The organism is Bradyrhizobium diversitatis, assembly GCF_016031635.1.
Lineage (GTDB): Bacteria > Pseudomonadota > Alphaproteobacteria > Rhizobiales > Xanthobacteraceae > Bradyrhizobium > Bradyrhizobium diversitatis.
On sequence record NZ_JACEGD010000045.1, the window covers coordinates 15511 to 34569 of the forward strand.

At 65.3% G+C, this 19059-nt stretch carries 15 protein-coding genes; 10 read left to right on the plus strand and 5 right to left on the minus strand.

From position 1 onward, the window contains the following. Positions 1–323: 323 nt before the first annotated feature. The 7 genes from H1B27_RS34345 to H1B27_RS34375 all read left to right on the plus strand — a co-directional run bounded on the left by H1B27_RS34345 (position 324) and on the right by H1B27_RS34375 (position 7000). Positions 324–491, plus strand: a complete 168-nt coding sequence (locus H1B27_RS34345) for a hypothetical protein (protein ID WP_197488797.1) — start codon at positions 324–326, stop codon at positions 489–491. Between the two features lie 6 nt (positions 492–497). Then, positions 498–707, plus strand: a complete 210-nt coding sequence (locus tag H1B27_RS34350; protein ID WP_197969085.1) for a hypothetical protein — start codon at positions 498–500, stop codon at positions 705–707. 277 nt (positions 708–984) lie between these two features. Further along, complete coding sequence (locus H1B27_RS34355; RefSeq protein ID WP_197969086.1) at positions 985–1926, plus strand: AEC family transporter; 942 nt, start codon at positions 985–987, stop codon at positions 1924–1926. A 182-nt stretch (positions 1927–2108) separates the two neighbouring features. Continuing rightward, a complete protein-coding gene (locus H1B27_RS34360; protein ID WP_131872177.1) occupies positions 2109–2429 on the plus strand; it encodes a helix-turn-helix domain-containing protein in 321 nt (106 codons plus the stop codon). A gap of 226 nt (positions 2430–2655) precedes the next feature. Continuing rightward, the gene (locus tag H1B27_RS34365; protein WP_061882695.1) at positions 2656–3381 is read left to right on the plus strand and encodes an outer membrane protein; all 726 of its coding nucleotides are present in this window, start codon (positions 2656–2658) and stop codon (positions 3379–3381) included. Positions 3382–3545: 164 nt separating this feature from the next. Continuing rightward, a complete protein-coding gene (locus H1B27_RS34370; RefSeq protein WP_197969087.1) occupies positions 3546–5702 on the plus strand; it encodes a methyl-accepting chemotaxis protein in 2157 nt (718 codons plus the stop codon). A 236-nt stretch (positions 5703–5938) separates the two neighbouring features. After that, positions 5939–7000, plus strand: coding sequence for an MBL fold metallo-hydrolase (locus tag H1B27_RS34375; protein ID WP_061882465.1), 1062 nt, complete (start codon positions 5939–5941; stop codon positions 6998–7000). 178 nt (positions 7001–7178) lie between these two features. Here the strand turns inward: H1B27_RS34375 and aroQ are convergent, their stop codons facing one another. After that, the gene (aroQ, locus tag H1B27_RS34380; RefSeq protein WP_197969088.1) at positions 7179–7610 is read right to left on the minus strand and encodes a type II 3-dehydroquinate dehydratase; all 432 of its coding nucleotides are present in this window, start codon (positions 7608–7610) and stop codon (positions 7179–7181) included. Between the two features lie 336 nt (positions 7611–7946). Between aroQ and hemA the strand changes: the two genes are divergently transcribed. Further along, positions 7947–9176, plus strand: coding sequence for a 5-aminolevulinate synthase (gene hemA / locus H1B27_RS34385; protein ID WP_061882696.1), 1230 nt, complete (start codon positions 7947–7949; stop codon positions 9174–9176). Between the two features lie 358 nt (positions 9177–9534). Then, the gene (locus H1B27_RS34390) at positions 9535–13044 is read left to right on the plus strand and encodes a PAS domain-containing hybrid sensor histidine kinase/response regulator (protein WP_197969089.1); all 3510 of its coding nucleotides are present in this window, start codon (positions 9535–9537) and stop codon (positions 13042–13044) included. A gap of 10 nt (positions 13045–13054) precedes the next feature. On the opposite strand, the gene H1B27_RS34395 is transcribed toward H1B27_RS34390, so the two are convergent. From H1B27_RS34395 to H1B27_RS34410, 4 genes are all read right to left on the minus strand, one after another. Continuing rightward, positions 13055–13879, minus strand: coding sequence for an SDR family NAD(P)-dependent oxidoreductase (locus H1B27_RS34395; RefSeq protein WP_061882468.1), 825 nt, complete (start codon positions 13877–13879; stop codon positions 13055–13057). Between the two features lie 18 nt (positions 13880–13897). Continuing rightward, positions 13898–14461 carry a cytochrome P460 family protein gene (locus H1B27_RS34400; RefSeq protein WP_156505421.1) on the minus strand — a complete coding sequence of 188 codons (564 nt, stop codon included), beginning with the start codon at positions 14459–14461 and terminating at the stop codon, positions 13898–13900. Between the two features lie 72 nt (positions 14462–14533). Next, complete coding sequence (locus H1B27_RS34405; protein WP_061882469.1) at positions 14534–15562, minus strand: alpha/beta fold hydrolase; 1029 nt, start codon at positions 15560–15562, stop codon at positions 14534–14536. Positions 15563–15597: 35 nt separating this feature from the next. Next, on the minus strand, positions 15598–16017 hold the full coding sequence (locus tag H1B27_RS34410) for an organic hydroperoxide resistance protein (RefSeq protein ID WP_061882698.1): 420 nt from the start codon (positions 16015–16017) through the stop codon (positions 15598–15600). A 198-nt stretch (positions 16018–16215) separates the two neighbouring features. Between H1B27_RS34410 and H1B27_RS34415 the strand changes: the two genes are divergently transcribed. After that, positions 16216–19056: an ATP-binding protein gene (locus H1B27_RS34415; protein WP_197969090.1), complete on the plus strand. Its 2841-nt coding sequence runs from the start codon at positions 16216–16218 to the stop codon at positions 19054–19056. Positions 19057–19059 lie beyond the last annotated feature (3 nt).

Below are 19059 nucleotides of genomic sequence, written 5' to 3' on the forward strand. Positions count from 1 at the left end.
CCAAAAACTTGGACGCCGCAAGAGGCGAAACATATTCGCTCCGGCAGCATTTGCTTCGTGAGACTTTCCTTGCCGACGGGCGCAAGGACAGGCTGACATAAGCATTCCCCCCGCTCGGCTGCTGGAGCTGCGCAACCGACATGAAGTGGTGGACCAGCCTTGCAACCCAATAAGAACACCGGCACGTTGGGATGTGCGGTCACGCGCTTTTTATTCGGTCGTGACTGACAAGCCGCTTCAAGGTCGACGGCGGCACCATAGATGACGATTGGATGTTTTGCGTCATCTCATGACAGATTCATGAGTTGAGATTTGGAGCGACCATGGGCGAAGTCATTCGATTTGTCTCAAAGTCCGAGCGCGAGCGAGCGCGTCTCATTCAGGAGGCGCGCGCCATCTACGACAGCATCTTTCCTCCGGCGAACTCGGCCGCCGAGGCGCAGGACGAACCGGCGATCGGTCGCACGTTCATCGGCCGCGACGGGGAGTAACGTATCGTGATCAAGATCATCGCCGTGCTTTGCAGCCTCGCCTCTCCCTCTAATTGTCACGAGCAGATCGTCACCACATCGGACTTTGCGCAAATCTCGGTGCAGTCCTGCCTGATGGGCGCGCCGCAACTCGCCGAATGGATGAACCAGCATCCGGCCGAGCGACTCGCTGGATGGCGCTGCGTGATCGGTCAACAGACCGCCCGTGGAATCTGAGCCGGGGCGTCTCGATTCGGCGGAGTAAGCCGTTCTCGTGCCCCGGACGCAGCGCAGCGCTTCCCCCGGCGATGCGAAGCATCGTCCGGTGAAGCGGTGTGCTGCAGAGCCGGGGCCCATCGCAGCGCCGGGCCTTGCAGCCCCTGGGTCCCGGCTCGCGCTTCGCGCGTCCGGGACACGCCACTAGACCTGCTCCTCGCTGAACGTTGGGCAGTGACGTCATTCCATTGCCGGGGTAACCTCTCGTTGCGGTCATTGGCAGCGAGGGGGAAGCCGGATGGAGGTCGCCAGCCTCGTTCTTCCCGTATTCGCGATCATCGTCACCGGCTGGCTCGCGGGTGAGCTTCGCTATCTCTCCCGCTCGCTTGCCGATGCCCTGGTCCACTTTGCCTACAACGTGGCGATGCCGGCGCTGCTGATCGTCACGATCGCCCAGGAGCCGGCGCGCAATCTGTTGGAATGGCGCTTTCTGCTCGCGTTCGGCGGCGGCTCACTCATCTGCTTCGCTTTGGTGTTCCTGCCGGTCCGCACAGGTGGCAAACACGATCTCGCCAGCAGCACCATCCATGGGATGGCAGCCGCGATGACCAACACCGGGTTCGTCGCGCTGCCGATCCTGCATGCGATCTACGGCCAACCCGCCGTCCTGCCCGCGGCTGTCGCGACGGTGTTCGTGGCCGCGGTGATGTTTCCGATCACGGTGATCCTGCTGGAAAAGCGCGATTCTCGCGGGCGGTCCGCGCTTTCTACGGGACTGGCAAAGCAAATCCTGCTCAATCCCATGGTGCTGTCGACGTTCATCGGCCTCGCGTGGGCGATAGCGGGATTGCCGATTCCGGCGCCGGTCGCGGCCTACCTCAACATGATCGCTGCCGCGCTCACGCCGTGCGCGCTGTTTGCCATCGGGCTCGGCCTGTCCGTCGAGGGCCTGCGGTCTAACCTGAAAGCGTCGTTTGCACTCGCGGCGGTGAAACTGGTGGTTATGCCGCTCATCGTGTACGGACTCTGCGTCGTCATGGGCCTCAACCCTCTGTACACGGTTGCGGCGGTCGTCTGCGCCGCCGTACCGACGGCGAAAACCGTGTATGTCCTCGCGCACGAGCACAAGGTGGAGGAGAAGCTGGTTGCGGCCACGGTCTCGATCACGACGATGCTGTCGGTCGCGACATTGCTGATCGCGCTCTATCTGCTCTCCGGACCGGCGAGTGGCGCGGGTTGATCGGCCACCGGGGGTCCCGCCTCGCTCTATCTCGTAGTATTGCTGCAGGTGGAGACCGAGTTGGACATGCCGACCGAGGGCCAATTTCAAGACGGAGCGCGGGGCACGCACCCGCCGCCTTCGGATGGACCCGAATCAGCGCTAGTGCATTGCGTTCAGCCACTTCCCTGGACGCGAGCAGCATGACCGGCCCCGAACTGAAGCAGCTTCGCAGCGACCTCTCCGATGCCCTCGAGCGCAAGCTCTCGGCGGCCGATATGGCGAAGCTGTGCGGATTGCCTGAGAAGGGTGGCGCCGACACCATCCGGCGCTGGGAGGTCAGTGGCCCGACGCCGGCGGCGACCAGGGTACTGCGCGTGCTCGCGATGGCGAGCGAGCGCTATCCAATCCTGGAGAAGTTCGACATCTTCGATCGTCATGACGTGCGCGAGGAAGACCGGCCGGCAAAGCGCGCGGCCTTTCGCGAACAGATGCGCGATGAGGTGCGGCGGCGTCTTGGTTAACAAGAGGCGCGCGCAAGTTACCTGGGTTGCGCGAAGTTAAGCCTTCCTTCATCACTTCTTAAGCCGCCATTAAGCACGAAAATCATTTACAGCCCAATAAGTTAGGTTGGCTGTCGCCGTGCCATGCATGTGACAGCATTTTCATCAAAAGCGAGCTATCTGCAAAACCAACGACGGCGCAGGAAAGCGCGCCTGCCGGGGACCTTACGTGTTGGAGTTCAAGACGATGAAGAAGATTCTGTTTGCGACCGTGGCGCTGCTCGTGGTGGGCGCGGCTGCGCCGGCCGTCGGCGCCGACCTCGGCAACCGCAGCTACTACAAGTCGCCCGCGCCGGCCTACGCCGCGCCGATCTACAATTGGACCGGCTTCTATATCGGCGGCCATGTCGGCGGCGCGTTCTCCAGCGACAACAATTTCAACGGCCTCTCCACCGGCAGCAACGGCAACGGCCGCTTCCTCGGCGGCGTGCAGGTCGGCGCGGACTGGCAGTTCAACCCGAACTTCGTGGTCGGCGTCGAAGGCCAGTATTCCTGGCTCACGGGCAGCGTCGGCGCAGTGTTTCCGGGCGGCATCGCCTATACCAATGACCAGCGCGGCCTCGGCTCGATCACCGGCCGCGTCGGCTATACCTGGGGCCCCGGCCTGCTCTACGTGAAGGGCGGCTACGCCTATTCGGACAACAACGAGAAGGTGACTGTGGGCGGCGTGCCGACCGGCTTCATCATCGATGGCGATCACCGCAACGGCTACACCGTCGGCGCCGGCCTGGAATACATGTTCGCCCCGAACTGGTCGGCCAAGGCCGAGTACCAGTACTACAATTTCGGCGATGCGCACTTCACGGCGGGGCCGCTGGTGGGCACCGGCAACTTCACCACCGACGACCATACCTTCAAGGCAGGTGTCAACTACCGCTTCAACTGGGCAGGCTCGGCGGCCGGGCCCTACTGACCGGTTATCAAAACCTTATCACGATGAAGGGCCGGCCTCGTTGCCGGCCCTTCTTTTTTCGCTCTACGGAACATGCGCAACCAATTGTGCCAAGCGCGATTTTTTAACCGGTGCTGCCGATACTGCGCTCACAAACAGAAGCAAGAACATTGGGGGAATTTTCGATGGCGATCCGTCTGGGCCTTGGCCGTTTCCTTGGCCGTTTCCGTCCTCGTTTCAGAATGCCGAAATGGGGCGTGCGCGGCAGCCTGTTCGCGGCCTTTGCAGTGATCGCGGGCATGGGCCTCGTGATCGCGGCCGGCGCCGGCCTGGCGCTGCAGAATCTCGGCGGACGCATGACCGAACTGAGCGGGCGGGACATTCCGCGCCTTGCCGCCAGCCTGCAACTATCGGCACTGAGCGCCAGCCTTGCGGCCCAGGGGCCTGCCCTGCTAGCGGCGCAAAGCGAGGACGCCCTGAGCGAGCGCACCAAGAAGCTCAAGGAATTGCAGGAGCAGACGCAGCAAAAGCTCAACGAGATCATCGAGCTCGGCGGCGACAAGAGCGTCGTCTCCGGCCTCAGCGACACGATGAAGAGCATCAACGAGGCGGCTCAGAGCCTGGCGAAGGCCGCCCGCGAACGGCTCGACATCGCGGCCCTCCACGACAAACAATATGACGCCCTTCGCGGCGCGCAGGGCGCGTTCGTCGGCGCAGCGAGCCCGGCGATGCTGGACGCGCAGACCCGTGTCAATGCCATTCTCGGTTCAGCCGATCTGTCAGCCGCAGACGCGACCGACGCCGCGCAGACCGTCGGTCAGCTCGGCAACGTCGTCGCCAGCGGCAATCTCGCCGCCGCCAACATGAGCGCCGCGCTGTCGGCGAACACGAGCGACAAGCTCGACGACATCCAGAAGGAGTTCAAGACCGCGCAGGGACGCCTGCGCTCCAACCTCGACCTGCTGCCGGACAACCAGGGCAACAAGATGCTGCGCGAGACGGCGGAAAAGCTGCTCGCGCTCGGCACCGGCAAGACCGGCGTGTTCAATCTGCGCGAGAAGGAGCTCGACTCCATCGACTATGGCCAGACCATCCTGGACGAGACCCGCAAGCTCAATGTCGGTCTCGGCATCAGCGTGCAGCAGCTCGTCGACGGCGTGCAGAAGGAGACCAACGCCTCGACCTTCCAGGCGCGGCAGGAGATTTCGCTCGCGACGTCGGTCATGCTGGCGATGGGCGCGTTGATGCTGGTCGGCTCGGCGCTGTTCGTCTGGCTCTATGTCGGACGCAGCATCCTGCGCCGGATCGGCGCCCTGCATCAGTCGATGCGACTGCTCGCGAACGGCGACCTCGAAACCGACATCTACCGCTCGAAGAACCACAACGACGAGATCTCGGTGATGGCGAACACGCTGCAAGTGTTCCGGGAGAGCATGATCGAGGCCCGTGCGCTGGCGAGCGAGCAGGATAGGGACCGTATCGCCAAGACCGAGCGTGCCGCGCGCATGGAAGCGAAGATCGCCGAATTCGAAAGCGCGGTGCGCTCCGCGCTCGACAATCTGGCGCAGTCAGCCAATTCGATGCAATCGACCGCGCAGAGCATGTCGAACACCGCCGACCAGTCCAACGCGCTCGTGAACGCAGTCGCCTCCGCCGCGGAGGAAACGTCTGTCAACGTGCAGACCGTGTCGGCCGGCACCGAGCAGCTGTCCTCCTCGATCCAGGAGATCAGCCGCCAGGTCGTGACCTCCGCCGAGATCGCCAAGAAGGCGGTCGACGAAGCGGGAGCAACCGACGCCACGGTGCAGAGCCTCGCCGACAGCGCGAGCCGCATCAGCGTCGTCGTCGACCTGATCCAGACCATCGCCTCGCAGACCAACCTGCTCGCGCTCAACGCCACCATCGAGGCCGCACGCGCAGGCGAGGCCGGCCGCGGCTTCGCCGTAGTGGCCTCCGAGGTGAAGAGCCTGGCGAGCCAGACCGCCAAGGCGACAGACGAGATCCGCACCCAGATCGCCAGCATGCAGTCAGTCACGACCTCCGCGGTCGGCGCCATCCAGGGCATCGGCCGGATCATCGGCGAGATCAACGACGTCACCACGACGATCGCAGCCGCTGTCGAGGAACAGGGCGCCGCCACGCGCGAAATCGCCCGCAACATCCAGCATGCCGCCGGCGGCACCAGCGAAGTCTCCAGCAACATCGTCGGCGTCTCCACTGCGTCCGCCGAAGCGGGCGCTGCGGCAGGCGACGTGCTGAGCGCCTCGGACGCGCTGCGGCGCGAGGCCGATATGCTGCGTGGGGAAATCGACGCGTTCCTCAACGACATGCGGGCGGCCTGATCGTCATTCCGGCGACTTCGAAGCGGCGACGCCGGGATCCCGCACCACGATCTCCGGATTCTCAGGTGCGCAACCGCGCACCAGAGGTCGCGCTCATGCGAGCCCGGAAATGACGGCATATTTTGGCGACTTCAAACCGGGAGGCGGAAAACACGGCCGGTATGACGGCCATGCGGCGCCCGCCATGCGTGCTTTTTCGGCTGGCGCCATGCGCGCGCTGGGTTTAAGCGGGTAGCATGAGCTCAAAAACCGACATCGCACAGTCCTCGGCCGAGGCCCTGCGCTATCCCTGGGAACAGCACCCCGGCCCCGAAGAGGTTGTGGAGATCAGGCCCGGCGTGTTGTGGGCGCGGCTGAAACTGCCGTTCCGCCTCAACCACGTGAACATCTACCTGCTCGCCGACGGCGACGGCTATGCGATGATCGATGCCGGGTTCGGCAACGAGGAGACGATCGAGGCCTGGACGAAACTGTTCGAGGGGCCGCTGAAGGGCGTCAACATCACGCGCCTGATCGTCACCCACTCCCACCCGGACCATGTCGGCCTCGCCGGCTGGATCGTCGAGCGCTTCGACTGTCCGCTGGTGATGTCGCAGGTCGAATATCTGCAATCGGTCTATCACCAGAACCGCGGCACCGAGGAGCGGCGCGAGGCGCAGCGGCTGTTCTTCCGCCGTCACGGCATGGACGAGTCGCTGACCGAGAAGCTGCTCGGGCGCGGCCAGGATTATCTCAAGCGCGTCTCGGTGCTGCCGCCGTCCTACCGCCGCATCTCGCATGGCGACGAGGTCGTGATCGGCACGCGCCGCTTCAAGGTGATCACCGGCGGCGGCCACGCGCTCGACCAGGTCATGCTGTATTGCGCCGACGACAAGCTGTTCCTCTCCGCCGACCAGGTGCTGAGCAAGATCTCGCCGAATGTCAGCGTCTGGGCGGTCGAGCCCGACCAGAACTCGCTCGGCGAATACCTGGCCTCGCTCGCGAGCCTCACCACCACCCTGCCCTATGATCTGCTGGTGCTGCCCGGCCATGGCGTGCCGTTCTATGGACTGAAGACCCGCATCAAGCAGCTCGCCGACCATCACGAGGAGCGCTGCCGCCTGATCGCGGAAGCCTGCCGCGAGATGCCGCAGACATCGCGCGCCTTGGTGCCTGTCGTGTTCAACAAGCACGTGCTGGACGAGCACCAGATGGGCTTTGCCGCCGGCGAACTCGTCGCCCACGTCAACTATATGATCGTCGAGGGCCGGCTGACGGCCGAGACAAAGGACGGCGTGCTGCAGTTTCGGACGACGTGAGTTCTTCGCCTCTCCCCGCCTGCGGGGAGAGGCCGGAATGCGCGCGTAGCGCGGATTCCGGGTGAGGGGGACTCTCCACGAACTCAATTCTCACCGTCTCCGCGGAGAGTCCCCCTCACCCCAACCCTCTCCCCGCAAGCGGGGCGAGGGAGCAGACCACCACCGCCGCGGCTACCACTCACTTCATGTTCGCAATCGCGTGCAGCGCCGCGACGTAGCCGAACGGTCCCAGCCCGCAGATCGCGCCGGTCGCCACGAACGAGATCTTGGAGTGCCGGTGATATTCGTCGCGGGCGTGGATGTTGGAGATGTGGACCTCCAGCACCGGGCCCTCGAATGTCTTGATCGCGTCCATGATCGAAACCGAGGTGAAGGAGAGACCGGCCGGGTTGATGACGATGGCATCGGCATCCTGCCGCGCCGACTGGATCAGGTCGACGAGCACGCCCTCGTGGTTGGACTGGTGGAAGGCGAGCTTGAGCCCGAGCTTGGCGGCGGCGTCCTCGCAGCTCGCGTTGATCTCTGCGAGCGTCGTCGTACCGTAGATGTGCGGCTCGCGGATGCCGAGCATGTTGAGGTTGGGACCGTTGAGGATCATGACACGCTTCATCGGGGCTTCCTTTCGCATGGGCTGTCCGACTGACCGGCGCGCAGCCCTAGCCGGGCAAGGCTATGGCGTTGGTGCAGCCAGCTTGGCCATCATGGATGGTGCGCGCGCCATGGACAAAATGTCCACGGCAGCCCTGCCTCCCCCCGGTCGGGCCGGTCGCGGCCGGCAGTCCTGTGCTAGGCGCTTGATCCAAATCAACAATCGCCGCCGGACCGGCGGTTATCAATTGGCACGCTCGCCTTGCCTCAAATGTGTGCTGGCGCATAGACATTGGAGCTTGAAAAGCTCTAAAAAATGAGCGGCCGTCATGGCCGGGTTCCGTTGCAGGTCTTGCCGATGGATTACAACCAGTTCTTCAATTCCGCTCTCGACCGCCTCCACACTGAGCGGCGCTATCGCGTGTTCGCCGACCTCGAACGCACGGCCGGCCGGTTTCCGCACGCGGTGTGGCACTCGTCCAAGGGCAAGCGCGACGTCGTGATCTGGTGCTCCAACGACTATCTCGGCATGGGCCAGCACCCGAAGGTGGTCGGCGCCATGGTCGAGACCGCGACGCGCGTCGGCACCGGTGCCGGCGGCACCCGCAACATTGCCGGCACGCACCATCCGCTGGTCCAACTCGAAGCCGAACTCGCCGACCTCCACGGCAAGGAAGCCGCGCTGCTGTTCACCTCGGGCTATGTCTCGAACCAGACCGGCATCCCCACAATCGCAAAGCTCATTCCGAACTGCCTGATCCTGTCCGACGAGCTCAACCACAATTCGATGATCGAGGGCATCCGGCAGTCCGGCTGCGAGCGGGTCGTGTTCCGCCACAATGACGTTGCGCATCTCGAAGAGCTGTTGAAAGCGGCCGGCCCAAATCGGCCGAAGCTGATCGTCTGCGAGAGTCTCTATTCCATGGACGGCGATGTCGCGCCGCTCGCCAGGATCTGCGATCTCGCCGAGACGTATGGCGCGATGACCTATGTCGACGAGGTCCATGCCGTCGGCATGTACGGCCCGCGCGGCGGCGGCATCGCCGAGCGTGACGGCGTCATGCATCGCATCGACGTTCTCGAGGGCACGCTCGCCAAGGCGTTCGGCTGTCTCGGCGGCTATATCGCCGCCAATGGCCAGATCATCGACGCCGTGCGCTCCTACGCGCCGGGCTTCATCTTCACCACCGCGCTGCCGCCGGCGGTCTGCTCGGCCGCGACTGCCGCGATCCGGCACCTGAAGAGCTCGAACTGGGAGCGCGAGCGCCACCAGGACCGCGCCGCCCGCGTCAAGGCGATCCTCAATGCCGCCGGCCTACCCGTCATGTCGAGCGACACCCACATCGTGCCGCTGTTCGTCGGCGATCCCGAGAAGTGCAAGCAGGCCTCCGACCTCCTGCTCGAAGAGCACGGTATCTACATCCAGCCGATCAACTATCCGACCGTCGCCAAGGGCACCGAGCGCCTGCGCATCACGCCCTCGCCCTATCACGACGACGGCCTGATCGATCAGCTCGCCGAAGCGCTGCTCCAGGTGTGGGACCGCCTCGGCCTGCCGCTGCGCGAGAAGTCGCTGGCAGCGGAGTAGACCCCCTGCCACCCTCCTCCGGATGGCGAGGCGGAGTGCATTTGAGATTTTGCAGAGGTCGTCATGCCCGGGCTTGTCCCGGGCATCCATGTTCTTTGTGCTGCATGGAAGGCGTGGATGGCCGGGACAAGGCCCGGCCATGACGCTGTGGAGACCGTCGGTGCTCCACAAGTCCGCATGTAGCGTTCCCCTGTCCTCCAGTAAGTAAGGGCCACCTCCCGGCCGCACCTTAACGACAACCCCGGTTCCTCGCCCACCCCCGGCATTTCGCTGTCGCTTGCGACCGCTCAACGCGCTAGGTTTGCAGGGAAAATGAGCATGGGCGCGGACAGCGCCCAGGGAGAGAAGCACGCTCACCATGCTGCACGACTGGGGCGTGATCGCCGCCGCGTTCGGTTATATCGGCTTCCTGTTCCTGGTGGCGAGCCATGGCGACCGCCGCTCGCCGGCCGGGCGCGGTCGCGCCTCCGGGCTGATCTATCCGCTGTCGCTGGCGATCTACTGCACCTCCTGGACCTTCTTCGGCTCGGTCGGCTTCGCCACCCGCACCTCGACCGACTTCCTCGCGATCTATCTCGGCCCGATCCTGATGATCGGGTTAGGGGCCGGCGTGCTCCGCCGCGTGATCCAGCTCGCCAAAACCCACAACATCACCTCGATCGCCGACTTCATCGGGGCCCGCTACGGCAAGAGCCAGGCGGTGGCGGCGACCGTCGCGCTGATGGCGATCATCGGCTCGGTGCCCTACATCGCGCTCCAGCTCAAGGCGGTTGCCTCCTCGCTCGAGACGATCCTGAGCGAGGACCAGGCCTTCTCCCACATCCCGATCGTCGGCGACGTGGCGCTGATGGTGACGCTGTCGATGGCCGCCTTCGCGGTGCTGTTCGGCACGCGGCAGACCGATGCCACCGAGCACCAGCACGGCCTGATGCTGGCGGTCGCGACCGAATCCATCATCAAGCTGATCGCCTTCCTCGCCGCCGGCATCTTCGTCACCTTCTGGATGTTCTCGCCGCATGAGCTGATCGAGCGCGCGATGAAGACGCCGGAAGCGGTGCGCGCGATCAACTATTCGCCGTCGATCGGCAACTTCCTGACCATGACGCTGCTGTCGCTGTGCGCGATCATGCTGCTGCCGCGCCAGTTCCACGTCAGCGTGGTGGAGAATTCCTCCGATGCCGAGGTCGGCCGCGCGCGATGGCTGTTCCCGCTCTACCTCGTCGCCATCAATCTGTTCGTGATCCCGATCGCGATCGCCGGCCTCGTGACCTTCCCGTTCGGCGCGGCCGAACCCGACATGTACGTGCTGGCGCTGCCGATGGAAGGCGGCGCCGATCTGCTCAGCGTCGTCATCTTCGTCGGCGGGCTGTCGGCGGCGACCGCGATGGTGATCGTCGAATGCGTCGCGCTCTCCATCATGGTCTCGAACGACCTCGTGGTGCCGCTGGTGCTGAAACGCCGGCCGGAGGGGCGCGCCGGCGGCGCCGATTTCAGCAACTTCCTGCTGCGCTCGCGCCGGCTCGCGATCTTCGCCATCATGGTGATGGCCTATTTCTACTATCGCGCGCTCGGCAATACCCAGCTCGCGGCCATCGGTCTGCTCTCCTTTGCCGCCATCGCCCAGCTTGCACCGAGCTTCTTCGGCGGGCTGCTCTGGCGGCGCGCGACCGCGCGCGGCGCCATCGGCGGCATGCTTGTGGGCTTCGTGGTGTGGCTCTACACGCTGTTCATTCCGAGCTTCATGGATTCCTCGACATCAGGCATCATGCTGCTCCAGCACGGCCCGTTCGGCATCGAGGCGCTGCGGCCTCAGGCGCTGTTCGGCGCCGACCTGCCGCCGCTGATGCACGGCGTCATCTGGTCGCTGTCGCTCAACATCCTGACCTATGTGCTGCTGTCGCTGGCGCGCCAGCCGTCGTCCATCGAGCTGTTGCAGGCCGATCTGTTCGTGCCCAATACGCTCGCACCGATCTCCCCGAGCTTCCGCCGCTGGCGCACCAGCATCACCGTGCAGGACATCCAGACCACGGTGGCGCAATATCTCGGACCCGACCGTGCGCGGCATTCCTTCGAGGCATTCTCGGCGCGGCGAAACGTGCGGCTGGAGCCCGGAGCACCCGCCGATTTCGAGCTGCTGCAGCACGCCGAGCACCTGATCGCGTCCTCGATCGGCGCGGCCTCCTCCCGCCTCGTGATGTCGCTGCTGCTGCGCAAGCGGACGGTCTCGGCCAAGGCCGCGCTGAAGCTGCTCGACGACTCGCACGCGGCGCTGCATTTCAACCGCGAGATCCTCCAGACCGCGCTCAACCACGTGCGCCAGGGCATCGCCGTGTTCGATGCCGATCTGCAACTGATCTGCTCCAACCGGCAGTTCGGCGATCTCCTCAACGTTCCCCCGCATCTGATCCAGTTCGGCACGCCCCTGCGCGAAATCCTGGAATTCATCGGCGTGGGCGATCCGGAGCATCCGCAGGAGAGCGAGGCCCTGCTGGAGCGGCGCCTCGCCGCCTACACCACCGACAGCGAGCCTTATCTCGAACGCCTGCCGGAACGCCACATGGTGATCGAAGTGCTCACCAACCATATGCCCGGCGGCGGCTTCGTCATCACTTTCACCGACGTCACGCCCACTTTCGAAGCCGCGGAAGCCCTGGAGCGCGCCAATGCGACGCTGGAAAAGCGCGTGCGCGACCGCACCGAGGAGCTGACGCGGCTGAACTCCGAGCTGGCACTGGCCAAGAGCGCGGCGGAAGACGCCAGCATCTCCAAGACGCGCTTCCTCGCCGCCGCCAGCCACGACATCCTCCAGCCGCTGAACGCGGCACGGCTCTATGTCACGAGCCTGGTCGAGCGTCAGCACGAAGGCGAGGAGACGCGGCTGGTGGAGAACATCGACGAATCGCTGCAGGCCATCGAGGAGATCCTCGGCGCGCTGCTCGACATCTCCAGGCTCGATGCCGGCGCGATGACGACCTCGATCTCGAGCTTCAAGATGGCCGATCTGATGCGCTCGCTGGAGATCGAGTTCGCGCCGATCGCGCGTGCCAAGGGCCTGGAGCTCAGCTTCGTGCCCTGCTCGCTGCCGGTCGAGTCGGACCGGCTCCTGCTGCGGCGCCTGCTCCAGAACCTGATCTCGAACGCGATCAAGTACACCCCGCGCGGCCGCGTGCTGGTCGGCTGCCGCCGCCGTGGCGCCTCGCTCAAGATCTGCGTCTACGACACCGGCGTCGGCATCCCCCCGGTCAAGCGCGGCGAGATCTTCAAGGAATTCCATCGCCTGGAGCAGGGGGCGCGGATCGCGCGCGGCCTGGGGCTGGGGTTATCGATCGTCGAGCGGCTGGCACGCGTGCTCAAGCACGGCATCGCCATCGACGCCAATGCCAGCGGCGGCTCGGTGTTCTCCGTGACGGTGCCGACGGCCAAGGCAATTACCCATACCGCGGCCGTGACCAGCGCGACGCCGCTGGCGCGCACGCCGATCTCGGGCGCACTGATCGTCTGCATCGAGAACGATGCGGCCATCCTCGACGGCATGCGCACGCTCCTGAAGGCCTGGGACGCCGAGGTGATCGCGGTCGCCGACCCCGAAGGCGCGATCGCCGCAATCGAAACAGCCGGACGGCGCGTCACCGGCCTGCTCGTCGACTATCACCTCGATCGCGGCAACGGCATTGCCGCCATCCGCGAGATCCGCCGCCGCTTCGGCGACGCCATACCCGCGATCCTGATCACCGCCGATCGCAGCCCCGCCGTGCAGGTCGCCGCGCGGGACGAGAAGATCGCGGTGCTCAACAAGCCCGTGAAGCCGGCTTCGCTCCGTGCCCTGCTGGGTCAGTGGCGCACGCAGCAGATGGTGGCGGCGGAGTGAGGCGCAGGGGTCAGTAGTCGGTCGATACGCTGAGCGTTCGCCACCTCTCCAGCTCTTCGAGGCGGAGCCTATCGATCGCAGCGATGGCGTCGACGGCATCGCTTCCGAGCGCAATGCGCAGAGGCGGGCGCTCCATATCGGCAAGCTTCAGCACCACGGCCGCGGCTTTGGCTGGATCGCCGGGCTGCCGGCCGTCGTAATCGCGTTGCATCCTGACGGCAGCGCCGACGACCGCATCGTATTCCGGGCGTCCTTCGCCGGTCCCATGTGCGGCTTGCGCAAAGCCGGTGCGAAAGCCGCCGGGCTCGACGATCGTGACGTTCACGCCGATCAACGCCATCTCCCGCGCCAGCGATTCCGAAAAGCCCTCGATCCCCCATTTCGCGGCCGAATAGCCCGCGCGGGCCGGAGCACCAATGCGCCCACCGACGGATGAGACTTGCACGATGTGGCCGCGGTGCTGCCGACGCAGCACGGGAATCGCCGCCTTGGTGACGATGATGGTGCCGATCAGGTTGACCTCGATCTGATGGCGGAACGTCTCCAGGCTGGTGTCCTCGACCGATCCGAGATCGCCGTAACCTGCGTTGTTCACGACCACATCGACGCCGCCAAATGTCTGTACCGCCAAGCCGACCGCTGCTTGCGCTGCCGCCTCGTCGGTCACGTCGAGGGTTGCAAGCCGAAGCCTTTCACCGAAGCGCTCAAGCAACGGTTCGAGTGGCTCTGGATCCCGGGCCGACGCAAGCACGCGATCTCCCGTCGTGAGCGCGGCTTCCACGATGGCCCGGCCAAGCCCGCGCGAGCTCCCGCTGATGAACCAAGTCTTGGACATGACGGTCTCCGGATGACCTCAGGGCGCCAGGCGCGTGAAGACGTAATCGCGGCTCCTGGCGCGGGCCTCGTGGCAGGCGAAGCAGGTGCGATGCTGGGCCTCGTCCACCGGCCTGCCGTTGATGAAGCGGCCGAAACCCCAGCCGCCGGTGGCAGCGTATTTCTTGGAATCCTTGACCATCACCTGGACCGTGGTGGCGGCGCCGGGAATGGTTGCGGACGCGAACTCCGGCGATTGCTTCCGCTTCCAGGCGCGCTTGACCAGAATGGTGCCGTCCGGGAACGGGAGTGTCCCGGCTTGATAGGCGTCGATTGCGGTCTGGTTGCCGACCACAGCGCGAAGCTCGTCGAGTGGCGCCGCCTCCTCGGCCGGCGCGACCAGCTCCCACTGCTTGTAGCCTTGCGGAATCGTGACGCCGAAGATCGGCGAAGCATCCGCCGCGCTGCGTTCTGCCGGCCCCTCTGCGGAGGCGATCGTGACGAGATACGGCACGCAGGTCAGGAGCACGACAAGCAGGACCACCGTCAGCACGATCATCGTGGCGTAGAAGGACTTCTTCTTTTCAGGTTCGGTTGGCGGCATGACGTTCTTCAAGCTGGGATCAACGGGGCGATCCTCGATCCAGCCGGGCTGGACCGAGGTGCTGACAGATGCTCAGGCGCCATCGGCGTCGATGACGGCCTTGGCAAAGGCTTGCGGTGCTTCCTGCGGCAGATTATGGCCAATGCCGCCGGTGATCAGGCGAAACTCGTAACGGCCCGAGAATTTGCTGGCATAGGCGCTCGGATCGGGATGCGGCGCGCCGTTGGCGTCGCCTTCCATCGTGATCGTCGGCACATCGATCTGAGGGGCTGCGGCCAGCTTCTTTTCGAGATGCTCGTATTTCGCTTCGCCCTCGGCGAGTCCGAGCCGCCAGCGGTAATTGTGGATCGTGATCGCGACGTGATCCTTGTTGTCGAGGGCCGCCGCGCTGCGATTGAAGGTGGCGTCGTCGAACTTCCACTGCGGCGAGGCGAGCTTCCAGATCAGCTTGGCGAAATCGTGCGTGTACTTCTCGTATCCGGCGCGGCCGCGTTCGGTCGCGAAGTAGAACTGGTACCACCATTGCAGCTCCGCCTGCGGCGGCAACGGCGCGTTGCCGGCAGCCTGGCTGGAGATCAGATAGCCGCTGACCGACACCAGCGCGCGGCAGCGGTCCGGCCACAGCGCGGCGATGATGTCGGCGGTCCGCGCACCCCAGTCGAAGCCGGCGACGACGGCCTTCTTGATGTCGAGCTTGTCCATCAGAGCGATGATGTCGGCGGCCATTGCCGCAGGCTCGCCGTTGCGCGGCGTCTCACTGGAGAGGAAATGCGTCGTGCCGTAGCCGCGCAGATAGGGAATGATCACGCGATAGCCGGCCTTCGCCAGGATCGGCGCGACATCGACGAAGGCGTGAATGTCGTAGGGCCAGCCGTGCAGCAGGATCGCGACGGGACCGTTCGAGGGCCCCACCTCCGCATAACCGACGTTGAGAACGCCGGCGTCGATCTGCTTGATCGCCCCGAAGGACGCATTCGACGCGGAGGATCGTAGCGGTTCCGTCTCGGCGCGTGCGAGATCGATCACGCCGAGGCCGACGGCGACGGCTCCTGTGGCGATGCCGAGAAACTGGCGGCGGTGCTCATCGATGATCTGCTTCATGGCGTTGCGACCTCCTGGTGGTTGATGATGCTGCGTCAGACCAGCGCGACCGTGACGTCGATGTTGCCGCGGACGGCCTTGGAGTAGGGGCAGGTTTGATGCGCTTCAGCGACGATGCCCTGTGCGGTCTCGCGATCGAGACCCGGCAGGCTGACATTGAGGCGCGCCCGGAGGGCATAAGTGCCATCATCGAGAAGAAGATCGATTTCCGCATCGATCGCACTTTTCCTGGGAAGCACGATTTTCCGCTTGCGGGCTGCCATTTCCATCGCGCCTTGGAAGCAGGCCGACCAGCCGGCTGCGAACAATTGCTCGGGATTGGTGCCGATGCCTGCGCCACCCGGCGGCGAGAGCTTGACGTCGAGGCGGCCGTCGGAACTGCGCGATATGCCGTCGTGTCGGCCGCCACTGGTGTGGGTCTTGGCCGTGTAGAGTGCTTTTGCCGCTTGCGTCATGAATGTCTCCTTGCCGTCGCGCAACTGACTAGCAGCGGTGACCGCAGGACGCCCGTTTGGACTTGTGAGAAATTGTGAGGTCGCCATGTGCGCGCCTCACAAGGCTTGCATGCGTGGTCTGGTGTCGATGCAGCGGCCCACTTGCCGGATCGCCATCATCTGGCTATCCGGTCCGTTCGAGAGGACCAGGATTTCGTCATGACCGAGCCGGCCGGCACCACGACGGGGACATTGTCGTTCGGACCATTCATCGTGACGCCGCATCAACGGCTCGTAACGCGGGACGGCGTTACGCTGCCGCTCGGCGCAAAAGCCTTCGATATGCTGATCGCGCTGATGTCGCGGCCGAACGAGGTCGTCAGCAAGTGGGATCTGATGGCGCTGGTGTGGCCTGGCCTGACCGTCGAAGAAGCCAGCCTGCGCTTTCACATCGCGGCCCTGCGCAAGGCGCTCGGCGACGGCAAGGACGGCGCGCGATACATCACCACGCTCTCAGGCCGCGGCTATTGCTTCGTGGCGCCGATCTCGCAGGCGAGCCTTCCGGCAGCACGGCGCTCCGCACCGCGGATGGAATTGCCGCCGGTCAAGCTGCCGAACCGGCTGCAACGGATGGTCGGACGCAACGAGGCGATCGTCGCGATCTCCGACAAGCTCCTCACCTCGCGCTTCGTCACGATCGCCGGCCCGGGCGGCGTCGGCAAGACCGCCGTCGCAGTGGCGATCGCCCACGACCTGCTCGAGACATTCTCCGATGCCGCTCACTTCGTGGACCTTGCCGCACTCAGCGATCCCGATCTCGTGATCACCTCGATCCTGCTGATGCTTGGCTTGCCGGCCGAGACCGACGATCCCCTGCCCGCGCTGCTCGCGCATGTCAGGGACAAGCGCATACTGCTGATCCTCGACAATTGCGAGCATGTCATCGCCGCGGCGGCACCGCTTGCCTCGGAGATCTTCCACGCTGCGCCGGATGTCCATATCCTCGCCACCAGCCGCGAAGCCCTGCGCGTCGAGGGCGAGCAGGTCTATCGGCTGGCACCGCTCGCGGTTCCGCCCGACGGCTCCGGTCTGACAGTCGCCGCGGCGCAGACCTACCCCGCACTTCAGCTCTTCCTCGAACGTGCCACGGCCGGCGGCGCGCAGATCGTGCTCGACGATGCCAACGCCGCGATCATCGCGCGGATCTGTCGCAAGCTCGACGGCATGGCTCTGGCGATCGAGCTCGCCGCCGGCCGTGTCGAAGCTTACGGCCTGGAGCAGACCGCCGCGCTGCTCGACGAGCGTCTCAATCTGCTTTGGCAGGGCCAACGCACTGCGCCACCGCGACAGAAGACGTTGCGGGCGACCTTGGACTGGAGCTACGGGCTCCTGTCCGACATCGAGCGCCTCGTGCTGCGAAGGCTGGCGGTCTTCGCAGGTCACTTCACCATCGACGCGGTCCTTGAGGTCGTGCCGGATGAGCGCGCCGACCGCTCCCACTTGTTCGATGCGATCGACAGTCTCGTCGCCAAATCGATGGTCGCACCGCGGCCGATCGGCGCGATGATGCGCTACCGTCTGCTCGATACCACGCGCGCCTATCTGCTCGAGATCGAGCCGAACGACGCCGCGCTCGCCGCCCGCCACGCGAGCTACTACCGGCGATGGCTGGAACAGGCCGGCAGCACATGGACGGCGACACCGAATGCGGACGAACGGGCGATCCACTTCTCCGCGCTTCACAACGTGCGTGCCGCGCTGGACTGGTGTTTTGGCACGGGGGGCGACGCCAACACCGCCATTGCGCTCGCCGCCGCGGCAGCGCCGATCTTCCTCGCGATGTCCCTCTTGATCGAATGCCGGCGCTGGTCGGAACGGGCGCTGCTTGCGATTGCTCCCTCCTCGCGCGGCGGCGCCGAGGAAATGCACATCCAGGCCGCCCTCGGACTGACGCTGATGTTCACGCGCGGCGGTAGCGAGGCGGCGCGCTTGGCTTTGAGCAGGAGTCTTGCGATCGCCGAGGCGCGCGGCGACACGCCGAACCAGCTCCAGCTGCTCGGCCGCATGCATATCTTCCACGAACGGATGGGACAGTTCGACACCGCGCTTGGCTATGCGCAGCAGAGCCTTGCGGTCGCGAGCTCGCTTGGCGATCCCGGTTCGACCGCCCTCGCCCATTCGCTCCTCGGAGTCTCGCTCCACCTGGCCGGCCAGCATCGCGACGCGATGAAGATGCTGGAAGTCGCCTGGCAAGCGCCGGGCACGGAACGAATCAGCACGATTCACGGCTTCGATCATCGCAACCGGGCCGGCATCACGCTGGCGCGTGAATTCTGGTTGCAGGGTCGGCCCGCGGACGCGCTGCAACTGGCGCAACAGACCGTCACCGAGGCCGCGCAGATGGAGCACCCGATCACGCTCTGTATCGCGCTGATCTGGGCGGTCTCGATCTCGCTCTGGGGCGGCGATCTCGACGGCGCGGAAGAGAGCATCGACCAGTTCATCGCCCATGCCGAATCTCGGTCGATGGGTCCCTATCTCGTGGTCGGCCGCGGCGTGAAAGGCGAGCTGGCGATCCGGCGGGGAGACGCCGCGCATGGCGTCGAGACGATCAGGGCTTGCCTGCGCGAGCTCCACGAGGCCGGCTACGAATTGCTCACCACGACCTTCAACATCGCGCTGGTTCAGGGTTCGTTGGCGCTTGGACAGTTCGAGCAGAGCGCGGGCCTGATCGACGACGCGATCCGGCTCGTCGAGCAGAGCGGCGATCATCTCTACATGCCCGAGCTGTTGCGAATGAAGGGCAAGGTCCTGCTGTCGCTGCCGCAGCCCAGGGCTGAGCAAGCAGAGGTCTACCTGATGCAATCCCTGGGTTTGAGCCGCCGCCAAGGCGCCACAGCCTGGGAGCTGCGCGCCGCGATCGATCTTGCCGGACTATTTGCCGAACGCGGGCAGCGCGAGGATGCGAGGCGATTGCTCCAATCGTCCCTCGAGGGCTTTGCCGAGGACTCCGAAACGGCGGATATCAGAGCGGCCAACGTGCTTTTGACCACACTGTAGCGG

What these genes read in the sequence shown, in the direction of transcription:
- H1B27_RS34405 (WP_061882469.1), bottom strand. Translation starts at nt 15,562, where the DNA reads ATGAAGCAGATCATCGATGAGCACCGCCGCCAGTTTCTCGGCATCGCC.
- H1B27_RS34355 (WP_197969086.1), top strand. Translation starts at nt 985, where the DNA reads ATGGAGGTCGCCAGCCTCGTTCTTCCCGTATTCGCGATCATCGTCACC.
- H1B27_RS34400 (WP_156505421.1), bottom strand. Translation starts at nt 14,461, where the DNA reads ATGCCGCCAACCGAACCTGAAAAGAAGAAGTCCTTCTACGCCACGATG.
- hemA (WP_061882696.1), top strand. Translation starts at nt 7,947, where the DNA reads ATGGATTACAACCAGTTCTTCAATTCCGCTCTCGACCGCCTCCACACT.
- H1B27_RS34410 (WP_061882698.1), bottom strand. Translation starts at nt 16,017, where the DNA reads ATGACGCAAGCGGCAAAAGCACTCTACACGGCCAAGACCCACACCAGT.
- H1B27_RS34360 (WP_131872177.1), top strand. Translation starts at nt 2,109, where the DNA reads ATGACCGGCCCCGAACTGAAGCAGCTTCGCAGCGACCTCTCCGATGCC.
- H1B27_RS34365 (WP_061882695.1), top strand. Translation starts at nt 2,656, where the DNA reads ATGAAGAAGATTCTGTTTGCGACCGTGGCGCTGCTCGTGGTGGGCGCG.
- H1B27_RS34375 (WP_061882465.1), top strand. Translation starts at nt 5,939, where the DNA reads ATGAGCTCAAAAACCGACATCGCACAGTCCTCGGCCGAGGCCCTGCGC.
- H1B27_RS34395 (WP_061882468.1), bottom strand. Translation starts at nt 13,879, where the DNA reads ATGTCCAAGACTTGGTTCATCAGCGGGAGCTCGCGCGGGCTTGGCCGG.
- H1B27_RS34370 (WP_197969087.1), top strand. Translation starts at nt 3,546, where the DNA reads ATGGCGATCCGTCTGGGCCTTGGCCGTTTCCTTGGCCGTTTCCGTCCT.
- H1B27_RS34390 (WP_197969089.1), top strand. Translation starts at nt 9,535, where the DNA reads ATGCTGCACGACTGGGGCGTGATCGCCGCCGCGTTCGGTTATATCGGC.
- H1B27_RS34345 (WP_197488797.1), top strand. Translation starts at nt 324, where the DNA reads ATGGGCGAAGTCATTCGATTTGTCTCAAAGTCCGAGCGCGAGCGAGCG.
- H1B27_RS34415 (WP_197969090.1), top strand. Translation starts at nt 16,216, where the DNA reads ATGACCGAGCCGGCCGGCACCACGACGGGGACATTGTCGTTCGGACCA.
- aroQ (WP_197969088.1), bottom strand. Translation starts at nt 7,610, where the DNA reads ATGAAGCGTGTCATGATCCTCAACGGTCCCAACCTCAACATGCTCGGC.